The organism is Streptomyces sp. 351MFTsu5.1 (assembly GCF_000383655.1).
Lineage (GTDB): Bacteria > Actinomycetota > Actinomycetes > Streptomycetales > Streptomycetaceae > Streptomyces > Streptomyces griseorubiginosus.
On the sequence record NZ_KB911779.1, the window covers coordinates 255,563 to 279,917 of the forward strand.

Below are 24,355 nucleotides of genomic sequence, written 5' to 3' on the forward strand. Positions count from 1 at the left end.
AGGCTTCGGTCTTCTCTCGGTCTCGATGGGGTCTGCGACTACCAGCGGTAGTGCGCGAAGGCCTTGTTGGACTCGGCCATCTTGTGGGTGTCCTCGCGCTTCTTGACGGCCGCACCGAGGCCGTTCGAAGCGTCGAGAAGCTCGTTGAGCAGACGCTCGGTCATGGTCTTCTCGCGACGGGCGCGGGAGTAACCGACCAGCCAGCGCAGCGCCAGCGTGTTGGCGCGGCCGGGCTTGACCTCGACCGGCACCTGGTAGGTGGCGCCACCGACACGGCGGGACTTGACCTCAAGCGTGGGCTTGATGTTCTCCAGCGCGCGCTTCAGCGTGATGACCGGGTCGTTGCTGGTCTTCTCGCGCAGGCCCTCCATGGCGCCGTACACGATGCGCTCGGCGGTGGAGCGCTTGCCGTTCAGCAGCACCTTGTTGATGAGCGACGTGACAAGAGGAGAACCGTAGACCGGGTCGATGATGACCGGGCGCTTCGGGGCGGGGCCCTTACGAGGCATTCTTACTTCTCCTTCTTGGCGCCGTAGCGGCTGCGGGCCTGCTTGCGGTTCTTGACACCCTGGGTGTCAAGGGAGCCGCGGATGATCTTGTAGCGAACACCGGGCAGGTCCTTCACACGGCCGCCGCGCACGAGCACGATGGAGTGCTCCTGCAGGTTGTGTCCCTCACCCGGAATGTAAGCAGTGACCTCGATCCCGCTGGTCAGACGCACACGCGCGACCTTACGCAGGGCCGAGTTCGGCTTCTTCGGGGTGGTCGTGAACACACGCGTGCAGACGCCACGACGCTGAGGGGAACCCTCGAGTGCGGGCGTCTTGTTCTTCTCGACCTTGTCCTGCCGGCCCTTGCGGACCAGCTGCTGGATCGTAGGCACTACTTCTCCGGTTTCTGTGTGCCGAATGGTGAAGCTAACCTGGAACGTCGCCGACCCACGCGGTCGGGTGTGTCGAATCCGGCGGACTCCCGCCGCAAGGCGAAAAGAGCACAGATTACGGTGGCCGCTCACAGCTCGCGATGCGGTTGAAGGCACGCACGAGAGCCAGGGCACACCCCAGGCACAAGGTCTGAGCGTACCTAGCTCATTCGCTGCGGTCAAAACAAATGGGGTCGGGCCGCATCGTTATGCACTCCGTGTCAAGCCCCTACGCCGCGGACGATCTTCGATTTCACATTCCGCACATGGAGAACCACGGTCGGGCAGGACGACCGGCCCGCACCCGCTACGCCCGCACCCGCAGGGAAGACCACCGGCCGGGGCGACCCGCACGCGGCGACACCACCACGAGCGTCACCCGCAGGCAGGACCACCGCCCCACCCCTCCGGCGTCACCCGGAAGCGAGCCCCACCGCCACCATCAGGGTCACCAGCACCGACCACGCGGCGACCGAGAGCCAGCCGAGCACCAGCCCGGTCAGCGCGAGCCCGTCGCCGCTCTCCCCCGTCCGCTCCATCTCCGCGCGCGCCGCATGTCCGAGGATCACCGCGGGGATGCCGGTGAACCCAGCCGTCGGCACGCACAGCAGCCCGCACACTGCGGCTCCGACGGCCTTCCCGTTCGCCCGCGGCCGCGGAGGCGGCAGGAACGTCCGGGGTACGGCGGTGAAGGGCGCCGGCTGCGGCACGGGCCCGAGCGGCAGATCTGACACGAGCAGCGCCAGCTCCCCCACGGTCCGCGCCCCGTACGCCCGCTCCACCCGCTTGTCGAACTCCCCCTTCTCCAGCCGCCCCTCGCCGTACCCGGCCCGCAACACGTCCACGGCCCGCTCACGGTCGGCATGGGAGGCGAGCATGGCGGAGGCGCCGGGATAGGGGGAGGCACCGGGATACGGGGAGGCGCCGGGATGCGGGGCCGCGTACCCGGCCCAGGGCCGCGCGACAGGGCCTCGCGCACCGGTCCAGGGCCGGGCGACCGGACCATCCGCCGGAGCCTCTCTGCCCGACTCTGACGGCCACTCGTCCTTGCCCTGCCACGGCTGCCACGACGGTTGCGACACGGAGCACCCCCTGAGAGGTCGAATGCCTCCATGATGCTCCAACGCTGCGATATCGGGACAGGTTCCGCAGAGACGACCCCCGTCCACGCCGAAGGGCGGCCACCCCAAAGGGTGACCGCCCTTCAACAAGGGACTCGCTTACTGGTTGTACGGCCCGTAGTCGTAGTCCTCCAGCGGAACAGCCTGGCCGGACCCCGTGCCGAACGGCGAGTAGTCGATGTCGTCGTAGCCGACGGCCGAGTACATCGCGGCCTTGGCCTCCTCGGTCGGCTCCACCCGGATGTTGCGGTAGCGGGACAGACCCGTACCGGCCGGGATGAGCTTACCGATGATGACGTTCTCCTTGAGGCCGATGAGGCTGTCGGACTTGGCATTGATCGCCGCGTCCGTCAGGACTCGGGTCGTCTCCTGGAAGGAGGCGGCCGACAGCCAGGATTCCGTCGCCAGCGAGGCCTTGGTGATACCCATCAGCTGCGGACGACCGGAGGCCGGGTGACCGCCCTCCTGGACCACACGACGGTTCTCGGTCTCGAACTTCGAGCGCTCGACCAGCTCGCCGGGCAGCAGCTCGGCGTCGCCGGACTCGATGATCGTCACGCGGCGCAGCATCTGCCGGATGATGATCTCGATGTGCTTGTCGTGGATCGACACACCCTGCGAGTTGTAGACCTTCTGGACCTCGCCGACCAGGTGGACCTGGACGGCACGCTGGCCCAGGATGCGCAGCACGTCGTGCGGGTTGGTGGCACCCACGGTGAGCTTCTGGCCCACCGAGACGTGCTCACCCTCGCTGACCAGGAGCCGGGCGCGCTTCGAGATCGGGAACGCCGTCTCGTCGCTGCCGTCGTCCGGGGTGATGACGAGCTTCTTGGTCTTCTCGGTCTCCTCGATGCGGACACGGCCGTCCGCCTCGGAGATCGGGGCGACACCCTTCGGGGTACGGGCCTCGAAGAGCTCGACGACACGCGGCAGACCCTGGGTGATGTCGTCACCGGCCACACCACCGGTGTGGAAGGTACGCATCGTCAGCTGGGTACCGGGCTCACCGATGGACTGGGCGGCGATGATGCCGACCGCCTCACCGATGTCGACCAGCTTGCCGGTGGCCAGCGAGCGGCCGTAGCACATGGCGCAGGTGCCGACGGCGGACTCGCAGGTCAGGACCGAGCGGGTCTTGACCGTGGAGACACCGTGGCGGACCAGCTCGTCGATGAGCACGTCGCCCAGGTCGGTACCGGCCGGGGCCAGCACCTTGCCGTCGACGACGATCTCCTCGGCGAGGCAGCGCGCGTACACGGACGTCTCGACGTCGTCCGCCTTGCGCAGCACGCCGTCCGCGCCGACCTCCGCGATGTTGAGCTTGAGGCCACGGTCGGTGCCGCAGTCCTCCTCGCGGATGATGACGTCCTGCGAGACGTCCACCAGACGACGGGTCAGGTAACCCGAGTCGGCGGTACGCAGGGCGGTGTCGGCCAGACCCTTACGGGCACCGTGCGTGGAGATGAAGTACTCCAGCACGGACAGGCCCTCACGGAAGGACGCCTTGATGGGACGCGGGATCGTCTCGTTCTTGGCGTTCGACACCAGACCACGCATACCGGCGATCTGCCGCATCTGCATCATGTTTCCTCGGGCACCCGAGTCAACCATCATGAAGATGGGGTTCGTCTTGGGGAAGTTCTCGTTCATCGCCTCGGCGACCTCGTTGGTCGCCTTGGTCCAGATCGCGATGAGCTCCTGAGTGCGCTCTTCCTTGGTGATCAGACCGCGCTCGTACTGCTTCTGGACCTTCTCGTCCTGCGCCTCGTAGCCCTTGACGATCTCCTTCTTCGCCTCGGGAACGACGACGTCGGAGATGGCCACGGTGACACCGGAACGGGTCGCCCAGTAGAAGCCGGCCGCCTTCAGGTTGTCGAGCGTCGCCGCCACGATGACCTTGGGGTAGCGCTCGGCCAGGTCGTTGACGATCTCGGAGAGCTGCTTCTTGCCCACCGAGTAGTCGACGAACGGGTAGTCCTCGGGCAGCAGCTCGTTGAAGAGCGCGCGGCCGAGCGTGGTGCGCAGGCGGAAGGTGTCCCCCTGCTGCCACTCCGGCTCGCCCTCCTCCTGCGCCGGCGGCGTCCAGCCCCGCGGCGGGATGGTGCCCACCGGGAAGCGGATGTCGACCTGCGACTGGAGCGCCAGCTCACCGGCGTCGAACGCCATGATCGCCTCGGCCGTGGAGCCGAAGGACCGGCCCTCGCCCTTGGTGTCACGCAGCTCGCCGTCGGTGGTGAGGAAGAACAGACCGAGGACCATGTCCTGGGTCGGCATCGTCACCGGACGGCCGTCGGCGGGCTTGAGGATGTTGTTCGAGGACAGCATCAGGATGCGGGCCTCGGCCTGCGCCTCCGCGGACAGCGGCAGGTGCACGGCCATCTGGTCACCGTCGAAGTCCGCGTTGAACGCGGTGCAGACGAGCGGGTGGATCTGGATGGCCTTGCCCTCGACCAGCTGCGGCTCGAAGGCCTGGATGCCGAGGCGGTGCAGGGTGGGAGCACGGTTCAGCAGAACCGGGTGCTCGGCGATGACCTCTTCGAGGACGTCGTACACGACCGTGCGGCCGCGCTCCACCATGCGCTTGGCGCTCTTGATGTTCTGCGCGTGGTTCAGGTCGACCAGGCGCTTCATCACGAACGGCTTGAAGAGCTCCAGCGCCATCGCCTTCGGCAGACCGCACTGGTGCAGCTTCAGCTGCGGACCGACGACGATCACGGAACGCGCGGAGTAGTCCACACGCTTGCCGAGCAGGTTCTGACGGAATCGACCCTGCTTGCCCTTGAGCATGTCGGACAGCGACTTCAGCGGACGGTTGCCGGGGCCCGTGACCGGGCGACCACGACGGCCGTTGTCGAAGAGCGCGTCGACGGCCTCCTGGAGCATGCGCTTCTCGTTGTTCACGATGATCTCGGGCGCACCGAGGTCGAGAAGCCGCTTCAGCCGGTTGTTGCGGTTGATCACACGGCGGTACAGGTCGTTCAGGTCGGAGGTCGCGAAGCGGCCACCGTCCAGCTGCACCATCGGGCGAAGGTCCGGCGGGATGACCGGCACGCAGTCCAGCACCATGCCCTTGGGGCTGTTGCTGGTCTGCAGGAACGCGGAGACGACCTTGAGGCGCTTGAGCGCACGGGTCTTCTTCTGGCCCTTGCCGGTACGGATGATCTCGCGGAGACGCTCGGCCTCCTCGTCGAGGTCGAAGGACTCCAGGCGCTTCTGCAGCGCCGCGGCACCCATCGAACCGTCGAAGTAGGTGCCGAAGCGGTCCCGCAGCTCGCGGTAGAGCAGCTCGTCACCTTCGAGGTCCTGGACCTTGAGGTTCTTGAAGCGGGTCCACACCTCGTCGAGACGGTCGATCTCGCGCTGCGCACGGTCGCGCAGCTGCTTCATCTCGCGCTCGGCACCCTCGCGCACCTTGCGGCGCACGTCGGCCTTGGCACCCTCGGCCTCCAGCTCGGCCAGGTCGCTTTCCAGCTTCTTGGCGCGGGCCTCGAGGTCGGCGTCCCGGCGGTTCTCGACCTGCTGGCGCTCCACGGAGACGTGCGCCTCCAGGGAGGGCAGGTCGCGGGTGCGGCGCTCCTCGTCGACGTACGTGATCATGTACGCCGCGAAGTAGATGACCTTCTCGAGGTCCTTCGGAGCGAGGTCGAGCAGGTAGCCGAGGCGTGACGGAACGCCCTTGAAGTACCAGATGTGGGTGACGGGAGCGGCCAGCTCGATGTGACCCATCCGCTCACGGCGCACCTTGGCGCGAGTGACCTCGACGCCGCAGCGCTCACAGATGATGCCCTTGAAGCGGACGCGCTTGTACTTGCCGCAGTAGCACTCCCAGTCCCGGGTCGGACCGAAGATCTTCTCGCAGAAGAGTCCGTCCTTTTCGGGCTTGAGGGTGCGGTAGTTGATGGTCTCGGGCTTCTTGACCTCGCCGTGGCTCCACTGACGGATGTCGTCAGCGGTGGCCAGGCCGATCCGGAGCTCGTCGAAGAAGTTGACGTCGAGCACTATGCGTCAATCCCTCTCAGGGTTGTAAGTCACGGGGTCTGATACGGGGGTCCTGGGGCCGGCCGGAGGATCCTCACCAGGTCCTCCGGCCGGACTCCCGTCAGACCTCTTCGACGCTGCTCGGCTCGCGCCGGGACAGGTCGATGCCGAGCTCTTCCGCAGCGCGGAAGACGTCCTCGTCGGTGTCGCGCATCTCGATGGACATGCCGTCCGAGGACAGCACCTCCACGTTGAGGCACAGGGACTGCATCTCCTTGATGAGCACCTTGAAGGACTCGGGGATGCCGGGCTCGGGGATGTTCTCGCCCTTGACGATGGCCTCGTAGACCTTCACGCGGCCGGTCACGTCGTCGGACTTGATGGTCAGCAGCTCCTGGAGGGCGTACGCGGCGCCGTAAGCCTCCAGCGCCCACACCTCCATCTCACCGAAGCGCTGGCCACCGAACTGGGCCTTACCACCCAGCGGCTGCTGGGTGATCATCGAGTACGGACCGGTCGAGCGGGCGTGCAGCTTGTCGTCGACCAGGTGGTGCAGCTTGAGGATGTACATGTACCCGATCGAGATCGGGTCCGGGAACGGCTCACCGGAGCGGCCGTCGAACAGCCTCGCCTTACCGGTCGGCTGCACCATGCGCTCGCCGTCGCGGTTCGGGATGGTGTGGTTGAGCAGACCCGCGAGCTCGTCCTCACGCGCACCGTCGAACACCGGGGTGGCGACGTTGGTGCCCGGGGCGACCTGGTCGGCGCCGATGACCTGGAGGCGCTGCGCCCAGTCCTCGGCGAGACCGGAGACGTCCCAGCCGCGGCTGGCGAGCCAGCCGAGGTGGATCTCCAGGACCTGTCCCGGGTTCATTCGGGACGGGACACCCAGCGGGTTGAGGATGATGTCGACCGGGGTGCCGTCCTCGAGGAACGGCATGTCCTCGATCGGCAGGATCTTGGAGATGACACCCTTGTTGCCGTGCCGGCCGGCGAGCTTGTCACCGTCGGTGATCTTGCGCTTCTGCGCCACGTACACGCGCACCAGCTGGTTCACACCGGGGGGAAGCTCGTCGCCCTCCTCGCGGTCGAAGACGCGGACGCCGATGACCTTGCCGGTCTCGCCGTGCGGCACCTTCAGCGAGGTGTCACGGACCTCACGGGCCTTCTCACCGAAGATCGCGCGCAGCAGGCGCTCCTCCGGCGTCAGCTCGGTCTCACCCTTGGGCGTGACCTTGCCGACGAGGATGTCACCGGCGATGACCTCGGCACCAATGCGGATGATGCCGCGCTCGTCGAGGTCGGCGAGGACCTCCTCGGAGACGTTCGGGATGTCCCGGGTGATCTCCTCGGGGCCGAGCTTGGTGTCACGGGCGTCGACCTCGTGCTCCTCGATGTGGATCGAGGAGAGGACGTCGTCCTGCACGAGGCGCTGCGACAGGATGATCGCGTCCTCGTAGTTGTGACCCTCCCACGGCATGAACGCCACGAGCAGGTTCTTGCCCAGCGCCATCTCACCGTTCTCGGTGGCCGCGCCGTCGGCGAGGACCTGGCCCTCGATGACGCGGTCGCCCTCGTCGATGATGACCTTCTGGTTGACCGAGGTGCCCTGGTTGGAGCGGGCGAACTTGGCCAGGCGGTACGTGATGTACGTGCCGTCGTCGTTGGCGGTGGTGATGTAGTCCGCGGAGACCTCCTGGACCACACCCGCCTTCTCGGCCTTGACCACGTCGCCGGCGTCGACGGCGGAGCGGTACTCCATGCCGGTGCCGACGAGCGGGGCCTCGCTCTTGATGAGCGGCACGGCCTGACGCATCATGTTCGCGCCCATGAGGGCACGGTTGGCGTCGTCGTGCTCGAGGAACGGGATCATGGCGGTCGCGACCGACACCATCTGGCGCGGCGAGACGTCCATGTAGTCGACGTCGTCACCGGGGACGTAGTCGACCTCTCCGCCACGACGGCGGACCAGGACCCGGGCCTCCTCGAACCGCATGTCGTCGTTGAGCGTGGCGTTGGCCTGCGCGATGACGAAGCGGTCCTCCTCGTCGGCCGTCAGGTAGTCCACCTCGTCGGTGACCTGGCCGTCGACGACCTTGCGGTACGGCGTCTCCACGAAACCGAACGCGTTGACGCGGCCGTAGGAGGCGAGCGAGCCGATCAGACCGATGTTCGGGCCTTCAGGGGTCTCGATCGGGCACATGCGGCCGTAGTGCGAGGGGTGCACGTCACGGACCTCGAAGCCGGCCCGCTCACGGGAGAGACCACCCGGGCCAAGAGCCGACAGACGGCGCTTGTGGGTGAGACCCGACAGCGGGTTGTTCTGGTCCATGAACTGCGACAGCTGGCTGGTGCCGAAGAACTCCTTGATGGAGGCGACGACCGGCCGGATGTTGATCAGGGTCTGCGGCGTGATCGCCTCGACGTCCTGGGTCGTCATGCGCTCACGGACGACGCGCTCCATACGAGCCAGACCCGTGCGGACCTGGTTCTGGATGAGCTCGCCGACGCTGCGCAGACGACGGTTGCCGAAGTGGTCGATGTCGTCGGTCTCGACGACGATGTTCGTGCCGCTGTCGCCGACCGTCTCGGTCTCGCCCGCGTGCAGCTTCACCAGGTACTTGATCGTCGAGATGATGTCCTCGACGGTCAGGATGCCCGCGTCGAGCGGAGCCTCCGCACCCAGCTTCTTGTTGACCTTGTAACGGCCGACCTTGGCGAGGTCGTAGCGCTTCGGGTTGAAGTACAGGTTCTCCAGAAGCGTCTGCGCGGCCTCACGCGTGGGCGGCTCGCCCGGGCGCAGCTTGCGGTAGATGTCGAGCAGCGCGTCGTCCTGGCCCTGGGTGTGGTCCTTCTCCAGGGTGGCGCGCATCGACTCGTACTCGCCGAACTCCTCGAGGATCTGCTCGGTGGTCCAGCCGAGAGCCTTCAGGAGGACGGTGACGGACTGCTTGCGCTTGCGGTCGATGCGGACACCGACCATGTCGCGCTTGTCGATCTCCATCTCCAGCCAGGCACCCCGGGACGGGATGATCTTCGCGGAGAAGATGTCCTTGTCGGACGTCTTGTCGATGGAGGAGTCGAAGTAGACACCCGGCGAGCGGACCAGCTGCGACACCACGACACGCTCGGTGCCGTTGATGACGAAGGTGCCCTTGTGGGTCATGAGCGGGAAGTCGCCCATGAAGACCGTCTGGGACTTGATCTCGCCGGTCTCGTTGTTGGTGAACTCGGCCGTCACGAAGAGCGGGGCCGCGTACGTGAAGTCGCGGTCCTTGCACTCGTCGATGCTGTTCTTCGGCGGCTCGAAACGGTGGTCGCGGAACGTCAGCGACATCGACCCGGAGAAGTCCTCGATCGGGGAGATCTCCTCGAAGATCTCCTCCAGACCGGACTTGGTGGGGACGTCCTGACCTGACTCCAGAGCCTCCTCGACCCGACTCTGCCAGGCGGTGTTCCCGAGCAGCCAGTCAAAGCTCTCGGTCTGCAGCGCGAGCAGGTTGGGAACCTCGAGAGGCTCCTTGATCTTTGCAAAAGAGATGCGCAGCGGGGCTGTGCTGGCGGCGTTGTTCGTATTCGCGGTCGAGGCAGTGCGCGAGGCGGCCAAGAGGGGGTCCTTCCGAGGGCTCGGACTCACTACGCGCTCCCCGGACCCTCTCCCACGGCACAGAGACAGCTATCGCCGATTTGGCCAGAAGGCCAGGTCAGAGATGGTCTGATCATCGATGCTGGGGCGAGGGCAGACCCCTGGTGACGGGCAGGGGACAGCTAACAGGCAGCGCAAAGGGTCAGTGTAGCCACTTGGCGCACTGATGTCCAGCCCTGCTTTTCTGCCCGGTCTTCAAAAACTCTCGCTGCCCTCAACGTCCTCGGCATGGTGCCCTCAACGCACGTTGATACTGCCCTCTTCGTCGCCGATCCATGCCTCGGATTCGGACCGTTCTGGCGACGCGTCCTGAGAATTGCGCGCTGCGTGCGGTTCGTCAAGGCCCCCCAGCCCGAACCCGGGGTTCGGGAGACACGACGAAGATCACCATACCCCTCGCCCATGAGGTAGCAAGGCAACCGTGACCGCGCCTCCAGGAACGCCGAAGAGCGACCACCCGGATGGATGATCGCTCTTCGGCGCTTACGCGTTACAGGCCCAGCGGGACCTGTGGGGTGTTACTTGACCTCGACCGAGGCGCCGGCGCCCTTGAGGGACTCGGCAGCCTTCTCGGCGGCCTCCTTGGCGACCTTCTCGAGAACGGGCTTCGGGGCGCCGTCCACGAGGTCCTTGGCCTCCTTCAGACCCAGGGAGGTCAGCTCACGCACGACCTTGATGACCTGGATCTTCTTGTCGCCGGCACCCGTGAGGATGACGTCGAACTCGTCCTGCTCCTCAGCGGCCTCGGCGGGGGCGGCCGGACCGGCCGGGCCCGCGACGGCGACGGCCGCGGCGGCGGTGACGTCGAACTTCTCCTCGAAGGCCTTCACGAACTCGGAGAGCTCGATGAGGGTCATCTCCTCGAACTGCGCGAGCAGGTCTTCCTGGCTGAGCTTCGCCATGAGGGGCGATCCTTCCACTAATTCGGCTGGTGCCGGATGTATCGATACGGCGGGCGTACTGACGGCCCGCTACGACCCGCGCGTCATGCGACGCGGATCAATGCGCGAGCCGAATTACTCGGCACCGCCCTGCTCGGCCTGCTTGGCACGAAGCGCCTCCGCGGTGCGGACGAACTTCGATGGGAGCGCCTGGAAGACCTGAGCAGCCTGAGTCTGCTTGCCCTTGAAGGCACCCGCCAGCTTGGCGAGCAGAACCTCGCGGGACTCGAGGTCCGCAAGCTTCTTGATCTCGTCGGCGGACAGCGCCTTGCCGTCAAGGACACCGCCCTTGATGACGAGGTTCGGGTTGTCCTTGGCGAAGTCACGAAGACCCTTCGCCGACGTCACCGGGTCACCGGTGATGAAGGCAACCGCCGTCGGACCGTTGAACAGGTCGTCGAGCGTCGAGATCCCGGCCTCGTTGGCCGCGATCTTGGTCAGCGTGTTCTTCACCACGGCGTACTGGGCGTCTTCACCGAGCGAACGACGCAGCGTCTTGAGCTGCGCCACGGTGAGACCCCGGTACTCGGTCAGCACGGCAGCGTTCGAGCTGCGGAACTGGTCCGCGAGCTCGGCTACCGCGGCAGCCTTGTCGGGCCTTGCCATAAGCGTGGCCTCCTTCCGGGTGATGAGGACCGCTCGGAAGGGGCTGAACAAAACGAAACGCCCCGGCGCAGGCGCACGGGGCGTAGCTCGACCGGAACACGCAACCCTGAGGCAGCGAGATCCAGGAGCAACTTCCACAGTCACCTGCGCGGGTCGTCCGCGATTCTCAGCGGATCCTTCGGCCACCGCACCCTCTCGCGAGGACACGACAACGACCAGCGGTCTTTGGCTTCTGTAGGAGCGTACGTGACCGGATCCCTGTCAAGCAAATCCGGTCCTACGACGCTCAGCTGCTCTGGAGTTCCTTCATCATCTGGGCCAGGTCCGCGGTCTCGTTGGCGGGCGGGGCCTCGACGGTGACGGGCTTGTTGTAGTCGAGGAAGGTGAAGGTCATGTCGAACTTGCCCTTGGTGGCGTCGCCCTGCATGCGGAACTGCTTGGCGTGCTGCTGGGCGTCGACCCACATGTCCATCGTGAACTTGTCCAGGCCCAGCTTCTCGAGCTGCTCGGTGCTCTTCTCACGCTGCTCGCGCACCGACTTGTCGGCGTCCTTGAAGGAGGCCTTGAGCTCGGCCAGCGTGACGTCGCCCGCGTAGTGGGTCGTCTTGACCCCGTCGATCGTCTCGGTGCCGACCTTCTTCACGTCCTTGGCGCCGTTGAGGAAGGAGGACATGGAGGCCGGGTTCTGGTCGGCCTGGCCGGCGCCGGGAGCGGCAGCGCCGAGGCCGCCGTCCTTGCCGAGCGCGGACAGGTCGAACTTCATCCACTTCTTGCCGTCCATCTCCTTGGCCAGCTCGGGGTTGCCCCCGATGTACATGGCCTTGTCGACGAGACGGATCTCCGCGGAGCCCTGACCGGCCGCGGTCATCTTCATGCTCATCGCGAGGTCGGGCTTGGTGCGCATGGCGGCCTCGGCCTGAACCTGCCCGGCCTCGGGCATCTCGCCCTTCATGCGGTAGTGGAAGGAGGTGATCTCCTCCGTGTTCTTCGCCGCCTTGGCGACGGCGGCGGCGGGAGTCATCTCCGGCGACTCCTCGCCGCCCTTGGAACAGCTCACCGCACCCGAGGCGAGAGCCACGGCGGCGAGGCCGACGCCGATGGTCCGAGAGCGCACGGAACGTCGTACAGAGGTACCCATTGATTCCCCCCAAGGAACACATGGTCGATTCACAGCAAGACCGCGAGCCTATCCGAGAGTGAAGGGAGGGGGCGGTGAATTCTCCGCCGCTCAGGAGGGGTTGGTGCCTGACTGTGACAGGAGCGCCTTGAAGTCCTGGGTGTCCGCGGCCGGCGGCTTGCGTACGGCGACCTTGACGCCGTAGTCGCTGTAGTGGGCGGTCTGGGTGACCTTGCCGCTCGCTGTGCTGCTCTTCTCGACCTTCTTGACCAGGAGGTTCTTCTCGTCGATCCAGATGTCGAGGCTCTCACCGGTGACGCCGGCGCTCCGGAGGCGCTGGCGGAGCCCGGCGTCGGTGACGTCACCGACCGTGACGGTGCCGGAGTAGTGGATGGTGGCCCGGCCCTTCACGGTCTCCTCACCGACCGCGCGGACGTCCTCGGAGTCCAGCAGCAGCCGCACCGACTGGTCGGGGGTGGTGGAGCGCATCTGCTCGGCGAGGTCGGCGCCGCCGCCGAGACTCTTCAGGTCCTCGTAGCCGTATCTGAGCCAGTGTCTGCCGCCCGTCTTCGCGGCGAAGGCGTCGCCCATGCGCGCGTAGTAGGCGTCGTGGAGGTAGCGGGCCTCCATGGAGGTGACGCCGAGGCCGCGCATGGTCGTGGCCGCGGTGCCGCCGGTGTAGCGGAGGGTGAGGCTGCCGGAGAGCCCGGCGCGCCAGGCGAGGAGGCCGTCGGCGGTGAGGGAGAGCTGACTGCCCATCACGGTGGTGGACCGCACCCGGGCCGTCCCGGCCTGCTGGGTGGCGCGCTCGGCGGTGCGCAGGGCCGGGAGGGCGGCGGAGGACGAGGGGTGCCCCGCTTCCGGCCCGTCGGGGGCGCCGGAGGACGTGCAGGCGGCCAGTCCCGTCAGCGCGGCGACCGCCGCGACCCGGACCGCAGCCGTCGTCCTGTTCATACGTCCCCCCGGTACAAGTGCCCTGCTCGCACGCTAACTCAGAGCACCGGTCCCGCACACGGGAACGGGCCCCGCACCTCGGAAGGTGCGGGGCCCGTGAGCCGGCCGGTGTCTCAGACCGCGGCCGGGTCCTCCTCGACGAGGAGGTTGCGCGTGCGGTTGGAGTCGACCGGAATGCCGGGGCCCATCGTGGTGCTGATGGCGGCCTTCTTGATGTAGCGACCCTTGGCGGCGGACGGCTTCAGACGGAGGATCTCCTCCAGGGCCGCGCCGTAGTTCTCCACCAGCTTGGTGTCCTCGAAGGACGTCTTGCCGATGATGAAGTGCAGGTTCGAGTGCTTGTCGACGCGGAACTCGATCTTGCCGCCCTTGATGTCCGTGACAGCCTTCGTCACGTCCGGGGTCACGGTGCCGGTCTTGGGGTTCGGCATGAGACCACGGGGACCGAGCACGCGGCCGAGGCGGCCGACCTTGCCCATGAGGTCCGGGGTGGCGACGACGGCGTCGAAGTCCAGACGGCCCTTCGACACCTCGTCGATGAGCTCGTCGGCGCCGACGATGTCGGCGCCCGCGGCACGAGCGGCCTCGGCACGGTCACCGGTCGCGAAGACCAGGACCCGGGCGGTCTTACCGGTGCCGTGCGGGAGGTTCACGGTGCCACGGACCATCTGGTCGGCCTTGCGCGGGTCGACACCCAGACGGAAGGCGACCTCGACGGTGCCGTCGAACTTGGTCGTGGAGGTCTCCTTGGCGAGACGGACGGCCTCGAGCGGGGCGTACAGCTTCTCCCGGTCGATCTTCTCGTCCGCAGCGCGGAGGGCCTTGCTGCGCTTGCTCACAACTGCTCCTGTGTGTTCTTAGGAGTCGTGGTACGGGCCGAGCCGGCCCTGCCACTTCTGCTCTTGTACGGGGGGTTGGGGCTCAGCCCTCGACCGTGACGCCCATGGAACGCGCGGTACCGGCGATGATCTTCGCGGCGGCGTCCAGGTCGTTGGCGTTGAGGTCGGGGAGCTTGGTGGTGGCGATCTCGCGGACCTGCGCCTGGGTGATCTTGGCGACCTTGGTCTTGTGCGGCTCGCCGGAGCCCTTCTCGATGCCCGCGGCCTTGAGGATCATCTTCGCGGCCGGCGGCGTCTTGGTGATGAAGGTGAAGGAACGGTCCTCGTAGACCGTGATCTCCACCGGGATCACCCAGCCACGCTGCGACTCGGTCGCGGCGTTGTACGCCTTGCAGAACTCCATGATGTTGACGCCGTGCTGACCCAGCGCGGGGCCGACCGGCGGAGCCGGGTTGGCCGCACCGGCCTGGATCTGGAGCTTGATGAGCCCCGTGACCTTCTTCTTCTTGGGAGGCATGCTCTCTCCGGGTCCTTAGTGAGAGGTTGAGTGCCACCTGCGTGATTCGGATGCGTCAATTGGATGATTCATCCAGCAAATGGCATACCGCACTACGATAGCCGCTTGGCCCTCCGGACCGGAAATCGGCAGGTCAGCGCGGCGATGAGCAGCCCAAACGCGGGAATCGAGGTGAGTGCGGTCATGGCGAAGACGTATCCCGTGCCGTCGTCCTCGGCCACGACCGTGGGATCCGAGGCCCGGTAGCGGACCACGATCGGCTCCCCGTCCCGCGCGACCTTGTTCTTCCGGGCCGAGGTGAGGGCGGGCAGATCGGCCTCCACCCGCTTGCCGTCGACCACGAAGTCGACCCAGCACCGGTGCCGCCAGCAGTTGGCACCCTCCGCGTGGAAGGTCCCGACCGCCCGCACCCCGTCCGCGACCTGCGTCACCCGCCGCCCCTGGACGACCCACACGTAGACGGGAGCCGTCGCGAACAGCGCGGCCAGCACAGCGAGGATCACGGACAGCCGGAAACGGCGAGAACGCCCCTTCCCGGTCTGCACCGGGGGGACGTCCTCGTCGGTTCTGGCTGTGTCGGCCAAGCGGCTCAGTTCTTCTGGATCTGGTCGAAGGACAACTCGACCGGGGTCTCGCGGCCGAAGATCTCCACCAGGCCCTTGACCTTCTTGGAGTCGGCGTTGATCTCGTTGATCGTGGCCTGGAGGGTGGCGAAGGGACCGTCGGTGACAGTGACCGAGTCGCCGACCTCGAAGTCCAGGACCTGGACCTCGACCTTGCGGGCCGGAGCCGGCTTGCCCTCGGCCTCGGCTGCCTCGCGGGCGGCCTTCTCCTCGGCCTCCGGGGCGAGCATCTTGACGATCTCGTCGAGCGTCAGCGGGTACGGGTCGTAGGCGTTGCCCACGAAGCCGGTCACGCCGGGGGTGTTGCGGACGACGCCCCAGGACTCGTTCGTCAGGTCCATGCGCACCAGCACATAGCCGGGGAGCTTGTTCTGACGGATCGTCTTGCGGTCGCCGTTCTTGATCTGGACGACCTCTTCCTGCGGCACCTCGGCCTGGAAGATGTAGTCCTCGACGTTCAGCGAGACAGCACGCTGCTCGAGGTTGGTCTTCACGCGGTTCTCGTAACCGGCGTAGGTGTGGATGACGTACCACTCGCCGGGAAGGGTCCGCAGCTCCTCGCGCAGGGCGGCGACGGGGTCGACCGGCTCGGCCGGCTCCTCCTCGACGGCCTCGACGTCACCGCCGGACTCCTCCTCGGAGTCGTCCTCGGTGTCGTCCTCGGCGTGGAGAGCGGCTTCCTCGGCGGGCTCGCCCGCCTCGGCGTCGGCAGCCTCGACCTCGTCCAGGTCCTCGTCCGCGCCCTCGACGATGTCGAGCTCGTCGTCGACAGACTCGTCGGGCTCGATGGCGTCGTTCAGGTTCTGGTCAGACACGGTGGCTGCTTCTTCCTGGATACAAGGGGTGGAACATGCGAAAAGGGGCGCCGGTAACCTCGGCGCCCTTCGCTCTGTGCTCAGCCGAATACGTACTTGGCGGCGTGGTTGAGTCCATAGTCAATCACGGTCACCAGACCGATCATGACGAGAACGAAGACGATCACCACGGTCGTGTACGTCGTCAACTGGTTCCGCGTCGGCCAGACGACCTTGCGGAGTTCTGCGACGATCTGCCGGTAGAAGGTCCCCAGACGCTTCAGCGGGCCCTTCTTGGCACGCTTGCCGCCCTTGCGGGCCTTCTTCTGGGTCTCCGGCGCTTCGTCCTGGGCGCCAGGCGTGTCGATGGAGCCCACGGCGTCCGCCATTCGTCCTCACCTGTTCCCGGGTCGTGGCCGTGCCGCGCCCGGTTGGAGCCGCACGGCGGTGCATTGCTGTACGTACATGCGCACACATCCTGGCGAAGGTGTGTGTGTTGCAGGGCCGGAGGGACTTGAACCCCCAACCGCCGGTTTTGGAGACCGGTGCTCTACCAATTGAGCTACGACCCTTTGTGTGCCCCCCAACGTACCGCATCCAGCCAGGTGCTCGGTGTGCACCTGCCGGGGCGGCTGCTGAAGGCCAACGAGGTGAGAGTGTACGTGGTCCGCGGCCCGCCGTCGAACAGAAAGCGCCCGTACGGGCCTTGGGGACGGAAGATCGCCCAGCGTGCGGTCCGAATCCGGACGGTTGTTCAACCGTTGTTCAGTCTGTGAAACCCGTGTGCCGGGGGAGTTTCCGGTCTGGAACGATGGGTCCCATGAGCGCTGCAACCCCTCCCACCGAGCGCCGGGTCTCCGCCCGAGTCGGCGCGATCTCCGAGTCCGCCACCCTCGCCGTGGACGCCAAGGCCAAGGCCCTCAAGGCCGCCGGGCGTCCGGTGATCGGCTTCGGCGCCGGTGAGCCGGACTTCCCGACCCCGGACTACATCGTCCAGGCCGCCATCGAGGCCTGCTCGAACCCGAAGTACCACCGCTACACGCCGGCCGGCGGCCTCCCCGAGCTGAAGTCCGCGATCGCCGCGAAGACGCTGCGCGACTCCGGCTACGAGGTCGACCCGTCCCAGATCCTGGTGACCAACGGCGGCAAGCAGGCGATCTACGAGGCCTTCGCCGCGATCCTCGACCCGGGCGACGAGGTCATCGTCCCGGCGCCCTACTGGACGACCTACCCGGAGTCGATCCGGCTGGCCGGCGGTGTCCCGGTGGAGGTGGTCGCCGACGAGACGACCGGCTACCGGGTCTCCGTCGAGCAGCTGGAGGCGGCCCGCACCGAGAAGACCAAGGTCGTCCTCTTCGTCTCCCCCTCCAACCCGACCGGCGCGGTCTACAGCCAGGCCGACGCGGAGGCGATCGGCCGCTGGGCCGTCGAGCACGGCCTGTGGGTGCTGACCGACGAGATCTACGAGCACCTCGTCTACGGCGACGCGAAGTTCACCTCGCTGCCCGCGCTCCTGCCCGAACTGCGCGACAAGTGCATCGTCGTCAACGGTGTCGCGAAGACGTACGCCATGACGGGCTGGCGGGTGGGCTGGATCATCGGCCCGAAGGACGTCGTCAAGGCCGCGACCAACCTCCAGTCGCACGCCACCTCCAACGTGTCGAACGTCGCCCAGGTCGCCGCCCTCGCCGCGGTCTCCGGCAACCTCGACGCGGTCGCGGAGATGCGCACGGCCTTCGACCGCCGCCGCAAGACGATCGTCCGCATGCTCAACGAGATCGACGGCGTCCTCTGCCCCGAGCCCGAGGGCGCCTTCTACGCCTACCCGTCGGTCAAGGAGCTGCTCGGCAAGGAGATCCGCGGCAAGCGTCCGCAGGACTCGGTCGAGCTGGCCGCGCTGATCCTGGAGGAGGCCGAGGTCGCGGTCGTCCCGGGCGAGGCCTTCGGCACGCCGGGCTACCTGCGGCTGTCGTACGCGCTGGGTGACGAGGATCTCGTCGAGGGCGTCAGCCGGATCCAGAAGCTGCTGGCGGAGGCGCAGGACTGAGTTCGCCGCACAGGGGACCAGCTGCTCGCGTGAGTGGCTGGTCCCTTTTTTTGTGCGAGCAAGACCACTAAAGGGGAAAGCGGTACCGGGACGCCCGTGACGTACGGCAGGATCGGCGAATGGAGCGTGTACGTGATGTCTCTGAGCTGCCGAAAGCCCATCTGCATCTGCATTTCACCGGCTCGATGCGCCCGGGGACGGTTCTGGAACTGGCCGACAAGTACGGGGTACGACTGCCCGAGGCACTGGTCGACGCACTGACCAGCGGGGAGCCGCCGAGGCTGCGGGCCACCGACGAGCGGGGCTGGTTCCGGTTCCAGCGGCTGTACGACGCCGCCCGCTCGTGCGTCAGAGAACCCGAGGACATCCGGCGGCTGGTGCGGGAGGCCGCCGAGGAGGACGTGCGGGACGGCTCGGGGTGGCTGGAGATCCAGGTCGACCCGACGTCGTACGCGCCCCGGCTCGGCGGGCTGATCCCGGCGCTGGAGATCATCCTGGACGCGGTGGAGACGACCTCGCGGGAGACCGGTCTCGGGATGCGGGTGCTGGTCGCCGCGAACCGGATGAAGCACCCCCTGGACGCGCGCACCCTGGCCCGGCTCGCGGTGCGGTACGCGGACAAGGGCGTGGTCGGCTTCGGGCTCTCCAACGACGAACGCCGGGGCATGGCACGGGACTTCGACCGGGCCTTCCACATCGCGCGCGAGGGCGGACTGCTGTCGGCGCCGCACGGCGGCGAGCTGGCCGGTCCGTCGTCGGTACGGGACTGCCTCGACGACCTGGACGCGCACCGCATCGGTCACGGGGTGCGCGCGGCCGACGACCCCCGGCTGCTGAAGCGGCTGGCGGACCGACAGGTGACGTGCGAGGTGTGCCCGGCGTCGAACGTGGCCCTCGGGGTCTACGAGAAGCACGAGGACGTGCCGCTGCGGCGGCTCTTCGAGGCCGGGGTGCCGATGGCGCTGGGCGCCGACGACCCCCTGCTGTTCGGGTCCCGGCTGGCCGCGCAGTACGAGATCGCCCGGCGGTACCACGGCTTCACGGACGCGGAACTCGCGGAACTGGCCCGCCAGTCGATCCGGGCCTCGGCGGCGCCGGAGGACGTGAAGACGAAGCTGTTGTCGGGGGTGGACGACTGGCTCGGTCACCCGGGCGCCTAGGGGCGACGCGGCTCAGGCACCGGGCCTTTTGAAGTGGGCGTAGGGCGGATAGGCCTTGAAGCAGACCATCACCTCGTAGGGGTGTCCGCCGCCGGGCGGCTGCGTCAGGCCCGCGATCCCGGAGACCAGGGCCGAGTACCCCTGGGCGACACGTTCCTGGCGCGGACCCCAGCCCGCCGCATGGGCAAGGGCCATGGCCGACTCGGCGAAGACGTCCCGGCTGCCGAAGAGGAAGAACGTCCGCGCGTGCGTGGTGTGCCGCAGGTGGTCCCGGAAGTCCGCGCGCCCCCAGCGCCGGCGCCAGCCGACGGCGTCCCGCTCGGTGCGGGCCTCGTCGGTCCGTACGGACAGGGGGCGGCCGGCCGTGAGGGCGTGCCGCAACTCGGGCCACTTGCTGGGGCGCAGCCCGTACGAGTGGTGCGCGAGGACCAGATCGACCCGCTGCCCCCAGCCCTCGTCGGGCGGGACCCCGTCCCGCAGCGGTATGTGGACGACGGTGTGGCGTGAGTACGCGGCGAAGGAGAACAGGCCCGCGAGCCGGTTCAGTCCGTCGTGGTCGCCGAGGATCATGCCGACCGGTTCCGGGGCGGTCAGCGAGGTGTGGCGCAGGGTGTCGCGGGGCTGGACGACGCGGTGTTCGCGGGGGCCGGTGCGGGGTCTGAACTCGGTGAGGTTCAGCCGCATACGGGGGTCCTGGTCGGCATGCGTCCAGGGTGGTCGTCGGGGGCGGGTACCGACAACCGGGTTTCCGCGTCGTCCTTGCCCTTGCCCTTGCCCTACAGGCTGACGCCTACCGTCACCGGCTCGTTGACCAGGGTGATCCCGAAGGTGCCCCGTACGCCTGCCACGACCTCTCGGGCCAGGGCCAGGAGGTCCTCCGTGGTCGCGTCGCCCCGGTTGGTGAGGGCCAGGGTGTGCTTCGTGGAGATACGGGCGGGGCCGGTGCCGTAGCCCTTGGTGAAGCCGGCCTTGTCGATGAGCCAGGCCGCGGAGGTCTTGGTGTGGCCGTCGCCCGAGGGGTAGGCGGGGGGTTCGGCGTCCGCGCCCAGGTGCTGCTTCACGCGCGCGTGGAACTCGGCGAACTGGGTGTCCGTGAGGATCGGGTTGGTGAAGAAGGAGCCGGCCGACCAGGTGTCGTGGTCGTCGGGGTCCAGGACCATGCCCTTGCCCGCGCGCAGCTTCAGGACGGTCTCGCGGGCGTCGGCGAGGGGGACGCGGTCGCCGGGTTCCACGCCGAGGGTGCGGGCGGTCTCGGCGTACTTGACGGGCGCGGAGAGGCCGTCGGCGTCTTCCAGCTCGAAGTGGACGCGGAGGACGACGTAGCGGGTCGGGTCCTCCTTGAAACGGCTGTGGCGGTAGGAGAAGGCGCAGTCGTCGTTGGTGAGGGTGACGGTCTCTCCGGTGCGGCGGTCGTAGGCGACGACCTCGGAGATGGTGGAGGAGACCTCCTGGCCGTACGCGCCGACGTTCTGGATGGGGGTCGCACCGGCGGAGCCGGGGATGCCGGCGAGGCACTCGACACCGGCGAGTCCGGCATCGACGGTGCGGGCGACTGCGTCGGTCCATACCTCACCGGCGGCGAGTTCGAGGTGGGTGCCGGTGAGGTGCTGGCCCTTGGTGCCGATGACGAGGGCGGTGCCCTCGAATCCCTTGTCCCCGATGACGAGGTTGGAGCCGCCGCCGATGACGAGGAGGGGGGTGCGGGTGCGGTCGGCCTCACGGACGACCTCGATCACCTCGGCGTCGGTCGTCGCGGTGACGAGGCGGGTGGCGGGGCCGCCCAGGCGGAAGGTGGTGAGGGGGGCGAGGGGGGCGTCGTGTCGTTCCTGCACGCGGTACAGGGTACGGGGGTGGGGGGTTCGGGTGCGGGTGCGGGTTCGGTGGGGGCGGGCGTTTTGCGCAGTTCCCCGCGCCCCTGAATGCCTGCGGCGGCCCGTCGCGGTCCGGTGGGGGCGTGTGTAGCGCGTGCGGTGTGGTGGGTGGGTCGGTGCCGGGGTGGGGGGTATCCGTCCTCAGTCCGGCGCCTCGGTCTCTCGATCAGGGGCCCGGTTCCGGACGCCGGCCGCTGCGGGCGGACACCCCCCACCCCGTCCCCTTCACGCCGTACGCGGCCAACCCTCCGGCGGGGCCGGACGCGCGCGGCGGAAGGGTTTGGTGGTGACGGGCGCGCGTGGCGGAAGGGTCCTGGGGGCGAGCGGGGACGGCTGACGGTCCCCTCATGGCGCAGGCCGACTGCAACTCCCTAGGGGCGCGAGGAACTGCGCGACAAGCCACGACGCACCCGCACCCGCCGAACAGCCGCACCCGCCACCCTCATAGGCGCCCGGCCCAAGCCCGCGCAGCGGACCGTCAGCTCACCGTCTCCAACTCCCGCGCCCCCTCGGGAGCCCCCCGCACGACATCCGCCGCAACCGCCTTCCGCGAAGGAATCAGCAGCGCCGCCACCCCCGCGGCCGCCACCACACCGGCCCCCGTGACCAGCGCCGGCTGCAGGCCGTCCACGAAGGACTGGCCCGTCTCGTAGCCGCCCTGCGCGGAGAAGATCGACGCCATGACGGCGATTCCCAGCGCCCCGCCCACCTCACGCAGCGCGTTGTTCGCCCCGGAGGCGATCCCCTGTTCCGAGGCGCGCACGCTCGACATGACGAGGTTGGACGCGGGGGCGAAGAACAGGCCCATGCCGATGCCGCTGAGGATGAGACCGGGCAGCTGCGAACCGTAGGACGCGTCGACGGTGACCACAGAGGCCAGGTAGGCGAGGCCCGCCGCCTGGAAGAAGAGTCCCGTGGCGACGACGGGACGCCCGCCGATGCGGTCGGAGAGGATCCCGGCGATCGGCGCGACGAGCATCGGCATGCCGGTCCAGGGCAGCATCCGCAGTCCCGCCTCGGTGGGCGAGTAGCCGAGGACGCCCTGCATGTACTGGCTGAGCAGGAAGATCGAGCCGAACATGCCGAGGAACATCAGGAGGCTGGCCGCGTTGATGCCGGAGAAGGCCCGGGAGCGGAACAGCCGCATGGGGAGCATGGGGTTCTTGGCCCGCGTGCTGTAGAGGACGAAGGCCGCGAGCAGCGCGGCGCCGGCGAACAGGGCCAGCAGGACCAGGGCGTCGGTCCAGCCGTCGGACGGGCCGCGGACCAGGCCGTAGACGACACCGAAGAGACCGCCGCTGGCGAGCAGCGTGCCGGGGATGTCGAGGCGTGCGCCGGTGCCGTGGGACTCGGCGAGGCGGAGGCGGGCCAGGGGCAGCAGGGCGAGGCCGAGCGGGACGTTCAGCCAGAAGATCCACTGCCAGGAGACGTGCTCGGTGAGGCTGCCGCCGATGAGGGGTCCGGATGCCACCGCGAGTCCGTTGACGGCGCCCCAGATGCCGTACGCCATTCCGCGCCTGGCGGCGGGAACCGCTGCCGTGAGGAGGGTGAGCGTGAGGGGCATCATGATCGCCGCGCCGACGCCCTGGACCGCGCGGGCGGCGATGAGGGAGTCGATGCCGGGGGCCAGGGCCGCGGCGGTCGAGGCCCCGGTGAAGATCGCGAGGCCGACGAGGAAGAGGCGACGGCGGCCGAAGCGGTCGCCGAGTGCCGCGCCGGTCATCAGCAGGACGGCGAAGGTGAGCGTGTAGGCGCTGACGGTCCATTCGAGGTCGTGCAGCGCTCCGCCGAGGTCCTCGCGGATGGAGGGCAGGGCGGTGGTGACGACGAGGTTGTCGAGGGCCGCCATGAATCCGGCGACGCTGGTGATGACCAGGGCCCAGACTGCTCCCCCGCGGCGTGCGGTCGGAAGGGCCGGCTCTCGCTCTTGCTGTGACATCGCTCCTCCAGCGAGCTCAGTTTGATTAGTTATTGATTACTAAGTTTCTCGGTCATGAAAACTCGATCACGAAACGGCGCCGATGACGCCGCCTTGCCCATGAACCTCAGTGCTCCAGGCGGCCCGTGACCCGCGCGGACGGGTAGAGCCCTTCCCAGACCCGGTGCCGGGGCGGGAACCCCATCGCCATCAGGCAGTTGATCAGCATTCCGTGCGCCAGGAAGGCCGTCGTCTCCTCGACGTCGGCGCCGAGCGGCAGATGGACGGTGTCCCACAGCCGCATCCAGCCGGTCCGCACCGCCTCGCCGAACTCGTGGTCGCCCTCCCGCTCGGCGGCACTCACCGCGACGTACATCTGCATCTGCATCTGGAGCCGCTCGGGCTGCTCCGTGATGATCCGGGTGTACGCGTCCGCCATGGCGTGCAGGGCCTCTTCGCCCTGAAGACCCCTGGACGCCTCCTCGAAGGTGCGGATGGTGTCCTCGACGCAGCGCTCCGCCGCCGCCAGGAAGATCGCCTTCTTGCCCGGGAAGAGCCGGAAGAGATACGGCTGCGAGACCTCGACGCGCTTGGCGATCGCCTCGGTGGAGGTGCCGTGGTAGCCGCCGCGGGCGAACTCGATCGTCGCCGCACGGATGACGCTCTCGCGCCTCTCTTCTGCACTCATCCTGGCCATGCGGCTAAGTTAGTACTCAATCACTAACTTGGCAAGGGCCTGGATCGGGCAGGGGATGTAAGGAGCGCCCCGCCATGGAGGGCACTCCTTACATCGGCACCTGGATCATTCCTACCGGCGCATCGGCCCGCGAGCATCGGCACTTGGAGACCGGCCGAGATTGGCCCTCAGGCCAGTCGTACGACCGCTCGCGACATGCCCAGCACTTTCTGCCCGGCGCTGGTCGCCGTGAGGTCGACGCGGACCGTGTTGTCGTCGAGCTTGGCGGCGACCTTGGCGCTGACCTCGATCGTGGCGCCCTGGTCGTCGTTGGGGACGACCACGGGCTTCGTGAAGCGGACGCCGTACTCGACGACCGCACCCGGGTCACCGGTCCAGTCGGTCACGACACGGATCGCCTCGGCCATGGTGAACATGCCGTGCGCGATGACGTCCGGCAGCCCGACCTCCTTGGCGAACTTCTCGTTCCAGTGGATGGGGTTGAAGTCCCCGGAGGCCCCCGCGTACTGGACGAGGGTGGCGCGGGTCACGGGAAAGGTCTGGGCGGGCAGCTCGGTGCCGACCTCGACGTCGCCGTATGCGATCTTCGCCGTCATGTTCCTCG

The 24,355-nt window shown here is 68.0% G+C and carries 21 protein-coding genes and 1 tRNA gene; 2 read left to right on the forward strand and 20 right to left on the reverse strand.

All coding sequences use genetic code 11. The annotated features are described in order from the left end of the window. Positions 1 to 38 precede the first annotated feature (38 nt). From rpsG to H295_RS0113280, 15 genes are all read right to left on the reverse strand, one after another. Positions 39 to 509 (reverse strand): 30S ribosomal protein S7, encoded by a 471-nt coding sequence (rpsG, locus tag H295_RS0113210; RefSeq protein ID WP_007384059.1) that lies wholly within the window; start codon positions 507 to 509, stop codon positions 39 to 41. Positions 510 to 511: 2 nt separating this feature from the next. Continuing rightward, positions 512 to 883, reverse strand: coding sequence for a 30S ribosomal protein S12 (gene rpsL / locus H295_RS0113215; RefSeq protein WP_003948652.1), 372 nt, complete (start codon positions 881 to 883; stop codon positions 512 to 514). A gap of 452 nt (positions 884 to 1,335) precedes the next feature. Beyond that, positions 1,336 to 1,800, reverse strand: a complete 465-nt coding sequence (locus H295_RS0113220) for a DUF1707 and DUF4190 domain-containing protein (protein ID WP_020135818.1) — start codon at positions 1,798 to 1,800, stop codon at positions 1,336 to 1,338. A 342-nt stretch (positions 1,801 to 2,142) separates the two neighbouring features. Then, entirely contained in the window at positions 2,143 to 6,042 is a 3,900-nt protein-coding gene (locus tag H295_RS0113225; protein WP_020135819.1) for a DNA-directed RNA polymerase subunit beta', read from the reverse strand. Between the two features lie 100 nt (positions 6,043 to 6,142). Next, entirely contained in the window at positions 6,143 to 9,628 is a 3,486-nt protein-coding gene (gene rpoB, locus H295_RS0113230) for a DNA-directed RNA polymerase subunit beta (RefSeq protein ID WP_020135820.1), read from the reverse strand. A 557-nt stretch (positions 9,629 to 10,185) separates the two neighbouring features. Continuing rightward, positions 10,186 to 10,569, reverse strand: coding sequence for a 50S ribosomal protein L7/L12 (gene rplL / locus H295_RS0113235; RefSeq protein WP_020135821.1), 384 nt, complete (start codon positions 10,567 to 10,569; stop codon positions 10,186 to 10,188). A gap of 114 nt (positions 10,570 to 10,683) precedes the next feature. After that, a complete protein-coding gene (rplJ, locus tag H295_RS0113240) occupies positions 10,684 to 11,214 on the reverse strand; it encodes a 50S ribosomal protein L10 (protein WP_020135822.1) in 531 nt (176 codons plus the stop codon). A 286-nt stretch (positions 11,215 to 11,500) separates the two neighbouring features. Beyond that, a complete protein-coding gene (locus H295_RS0113245; RefSeq protein WP_028809321.1) occupies positions 11,501 to 12,352 on the reverse strand; it encodes an LppX_LprAFG lipoprotein in 852 nt (283 codons plus the stop codon). 90 nt (positions 12,353 to 12,442) lie between these two features. Next, on the reverse strand, positions 12,443 to 13,285 hold the full coding sequence (locus H295_RS0113250; protein ID WP_020135824.1) for a hypothetical protein: 843 nt from the start codon (positions 13,283 to 13,285) through the stop codon (positions 12,443 to 12,445). A gap of 113 nt (positions 13,286 to 13,398) precedes the next feature. Further along, positions 13,399 to 14,124, reverse strand: coding sequence for a 50S ribosomal protein L1 (rplA, locus tag H295_RS0113255; RefSeq protein ID WP_020135825.1), 726 nt, complete (start codon positions 14,122 to 14,124; stop codon positions 13,399 to 13,401). A gap of 82 nt (positions 14,125 to 14,206) precedes the next feature. After that, positions 14,207 to 14,641, reverse strand: a complete 435-nt coding sequence (rplK, locus tag H295_RS0113260) for a 50S ribosomal protein L11 (RefSeq protein WP_020135826.1) — start codon at positions 14,639 to 14,641, stop codon at positions 14,207 to 14,209. 92 nt (positions 14,642 to 14,733) lie between these two features. Then, positions 14,734 to 15,225, reverse strand: a complete 492-nt coding sequence (locus H295_RS0113265; RefSeq protein ID WP_020135827.1) for a hypothetical protein — start codon at positions 15,223 to 15,225, stop codon at positions 14,734 to 14,736. A gap of 5 nt (positions 15,226 to 15,230) precedes the next feature. Beyond that, positions 15,231 to 16,079, reverse strand: a complete 849-nt coding sequence (gene nusG, locus H295_RS0113270) for a transcription termination/antitermination protein NusG (RefSeq protein ID WP_020135828.1) — start codon at positions 16,077 to 16,079, stop codon at positions 15,231 to 15,233. Positions 16,080 to 16,159: 80 nt separating this feature from the next. Continuing rightward, positions 16,160 to 16,447 carry a preprotein translocase subunit SecE gene (gene secE, locus H295_RS0113275; protein ID WP_020135829.1) on the reverse strand — a complete coding sequence of 96 codons (288 nt, stop codon included), beginning with the start codon at positions 16,445 to 16,447 and terminating at the stop codon, positions 16,160 to 16,162. 110 nt (positions 16,448 to 16,557) lie between these two features. Next, positions 16,558 to 16,630 (reverse strand) — tRNA-Trp (locus H295_RS0113280). Positions 16,631 to 16,878: 248 nt separating this feature from the next. Here H295_RS0113280 and H295_RS0113285 point away from each other — a divergent pair. Next, the gene (locus H295_RS0113285) at positions 16,879 to 18,105 is read left to right on the forward strand and encodes a pyridoxal phosphate-dependent aminotransferase (RefSeq protein WP_020135830.1); all 1,227 of its coding nucleotides are present in this window, start codon (positions 16,879 to 16,881) and stop codon (positions 18,103 to 18,105) included. Positions 18,106 to 18,224: 119 nt separating this feature from the next. Further along, complete coding sequence (locus tag H295_RS0113290) at positions 18,225 to 19,265, forward strand: adenosine deaminase (protein WP_020135831.1); 1,041 nt, start codon at positions 18,225 to 18,227, stop codon at positions 19,263 to 19,265. Positions 19,266 to 19,277: 12 nt separating this feature from the next. On the opposite strand, the gene H295_RS0113295 is transcribed toward H295_RS0113290, so the two are convergent. The 5 genes from H295_RS0113295 to H295_RS0113315 form a co-directional block, all read right to left on the reverse strand. Continuing rightward, positions 19,278 to 19,949 carry a hypothetical protein gene (locus H295_RS0113295; protein WP_020135832.1) on the reverse strand — a complete coding sequence of 224 codons (672 nt, stop codon included), beginning with the start codon at positions 19,947 to 19,949 and terminating at the stop codon, positions 19,278 to 19,280. 92 nt (positions 19,950 to 20,041) lie between these two features. Further along, the gene (locus H295_RS0113300) at positions 20,042 to 21,097 is read right to left on the reverse strand and encodes a UDP-N-acetylmuramate dehydrogenase (RefSeq protein ID WP_020135833.1); all 1,056 of its coding nucleotides are present in this window, start codon (positions 21,095 to 21,097) and stop codon (positions 20,042 to 20,044) included. A gap of 517 nt (positions 21,098 to 21,614) precedes the next feature. Next, entirely contained in the window at positions 21,615 to 23,075 is a 1,461-nt protein-coding gene (locus H295_RS0113305; RefSeq protein ID WP_020135834.1) for an MFS transporter, read from the reverse strand. 106 nt (positions 23,076 to 23,181) lie between these two features. After that, the gene (locus H295_RS0113310; RefSeq protein ID WP_028809322.1) at positions 23,182 to 23,751 is read right to left on the reverse strand and encodes a TetR/AcrR family transcriptional regulator; all 570 of its coding nucleotides are present in this window, start codon (positions 23,749 to 23,751) and stop codon (positions 23,182 to 23,184) included. A gap of 167 nt (positions 23,752 to 23,918) precedes the next feature. Beyond that, positions 23,919 to 24,347, reverse strand: a complete 429-nt coding sequence (locus H295_RS0113315) for a MaoC family dehydratase (RefSeq protein ID WP_020135836.1) — start codon at positions 24,345 to 24,347, stop codon at positions 23,919 to 23,921. Between the last annotated feature and the right edge of the window lie 8 nt (positions 24,348 to 24,355).

Coding starts and splice junctions, on each gene's coding strand:
- rpsG (WP_007384059.1), bottom strand. CDS start 509: ATGCCTCGTAAGGGCCCCGCCCCGAAGCGCCCGGTCATCATCGACCCG.
- H295_RS0113245 (WP_028809321.1), bottom strand. CDS start 12,352: ATGGGTACCTCTGTACGACGTTCCGTGCGCTCTCGGACCATCGGCGTC.
- H295_RS0113315 (WP_020135836.1), bottom strand. CDS start 24,347: ATGACGGCGAAGATCGCATACGGCGACGTCGAGGTCGGCACCGAGCTG.
- rplJ (WP_020135822.1), bottom strand. CDS start 11,214: ATGGCAAGGCCCGACAAGGCTGCCGCGGTAGCCGAGCTCGCGGACCAG.
- H295_RS0113310 (WP_028809322.1), bottom strand. CDS start 23,751: ATGGCCAGGATGAGTGCAGAAGAGAGGCGCGAGAGCGTCATCCGTGCG.
- H295_RS0113220 (WP_020135818.1), bottom strand. CDS start 1,800: ATGCTCGCCTCCCATGCCGACCGTGAGCGGGCCGTGGACGTGTTGCGG.
- rplK (WP_020135826.1), bottom strand. CDS start 14,641: ATGCCTCCCAAGAAGAAGAAGGTCACGGGGCTCATCAAGCTCCAGATC.
- H295_RS0113290 (WP_020135831.1), top strand. CDS start 18,225: ATGGAGCGTGTACGTGATGTCTCTGAGCTGCCGAAAGCCCATCTGCAT.
- secE (WP_020135829.1), bottom strand. CDS start 16,447: ATGGCGGACGCCGTGGGCTCCATCGACACGCCTGGCGCCCAGGACGAA.
- H295_RS0113295 (WP_020135832.1), bottom strand. CDS start 19,949: ATGCGGCTGAACCTCACCGAGTTCAGACCCCGCACCGGCCCCCGCGAA.
- H295_RS0113285 (WP_020135830.1), top strand. CDS start 16,879: ATGAGCGCTGCAACCCCTCCCACCGAGCGCCGGGTCTCCGCCCGAGTC.
- H295_RS0113250 (WP_020135824.1), bottom strand. CDS start 13,285: ATGAACAGGACGACGGCTGCGGTCCGGGTCGCGGCGGTCGCCGCGCTG.
- rplL (WP_020135821.1), bottom strand. CDS start 10,569: ATGGCGAAGCTCAGCCAGGAAGACCTGCTCGCGCAGTTCGAGGAGATG.
- H295_RS0113305 (WP_020135834.1), bottom strand. CDS start 23,075: ATGTCACAGCAAGAGCGAGAGCCGGCCCTTCCGACCGCACGCCGCGGG.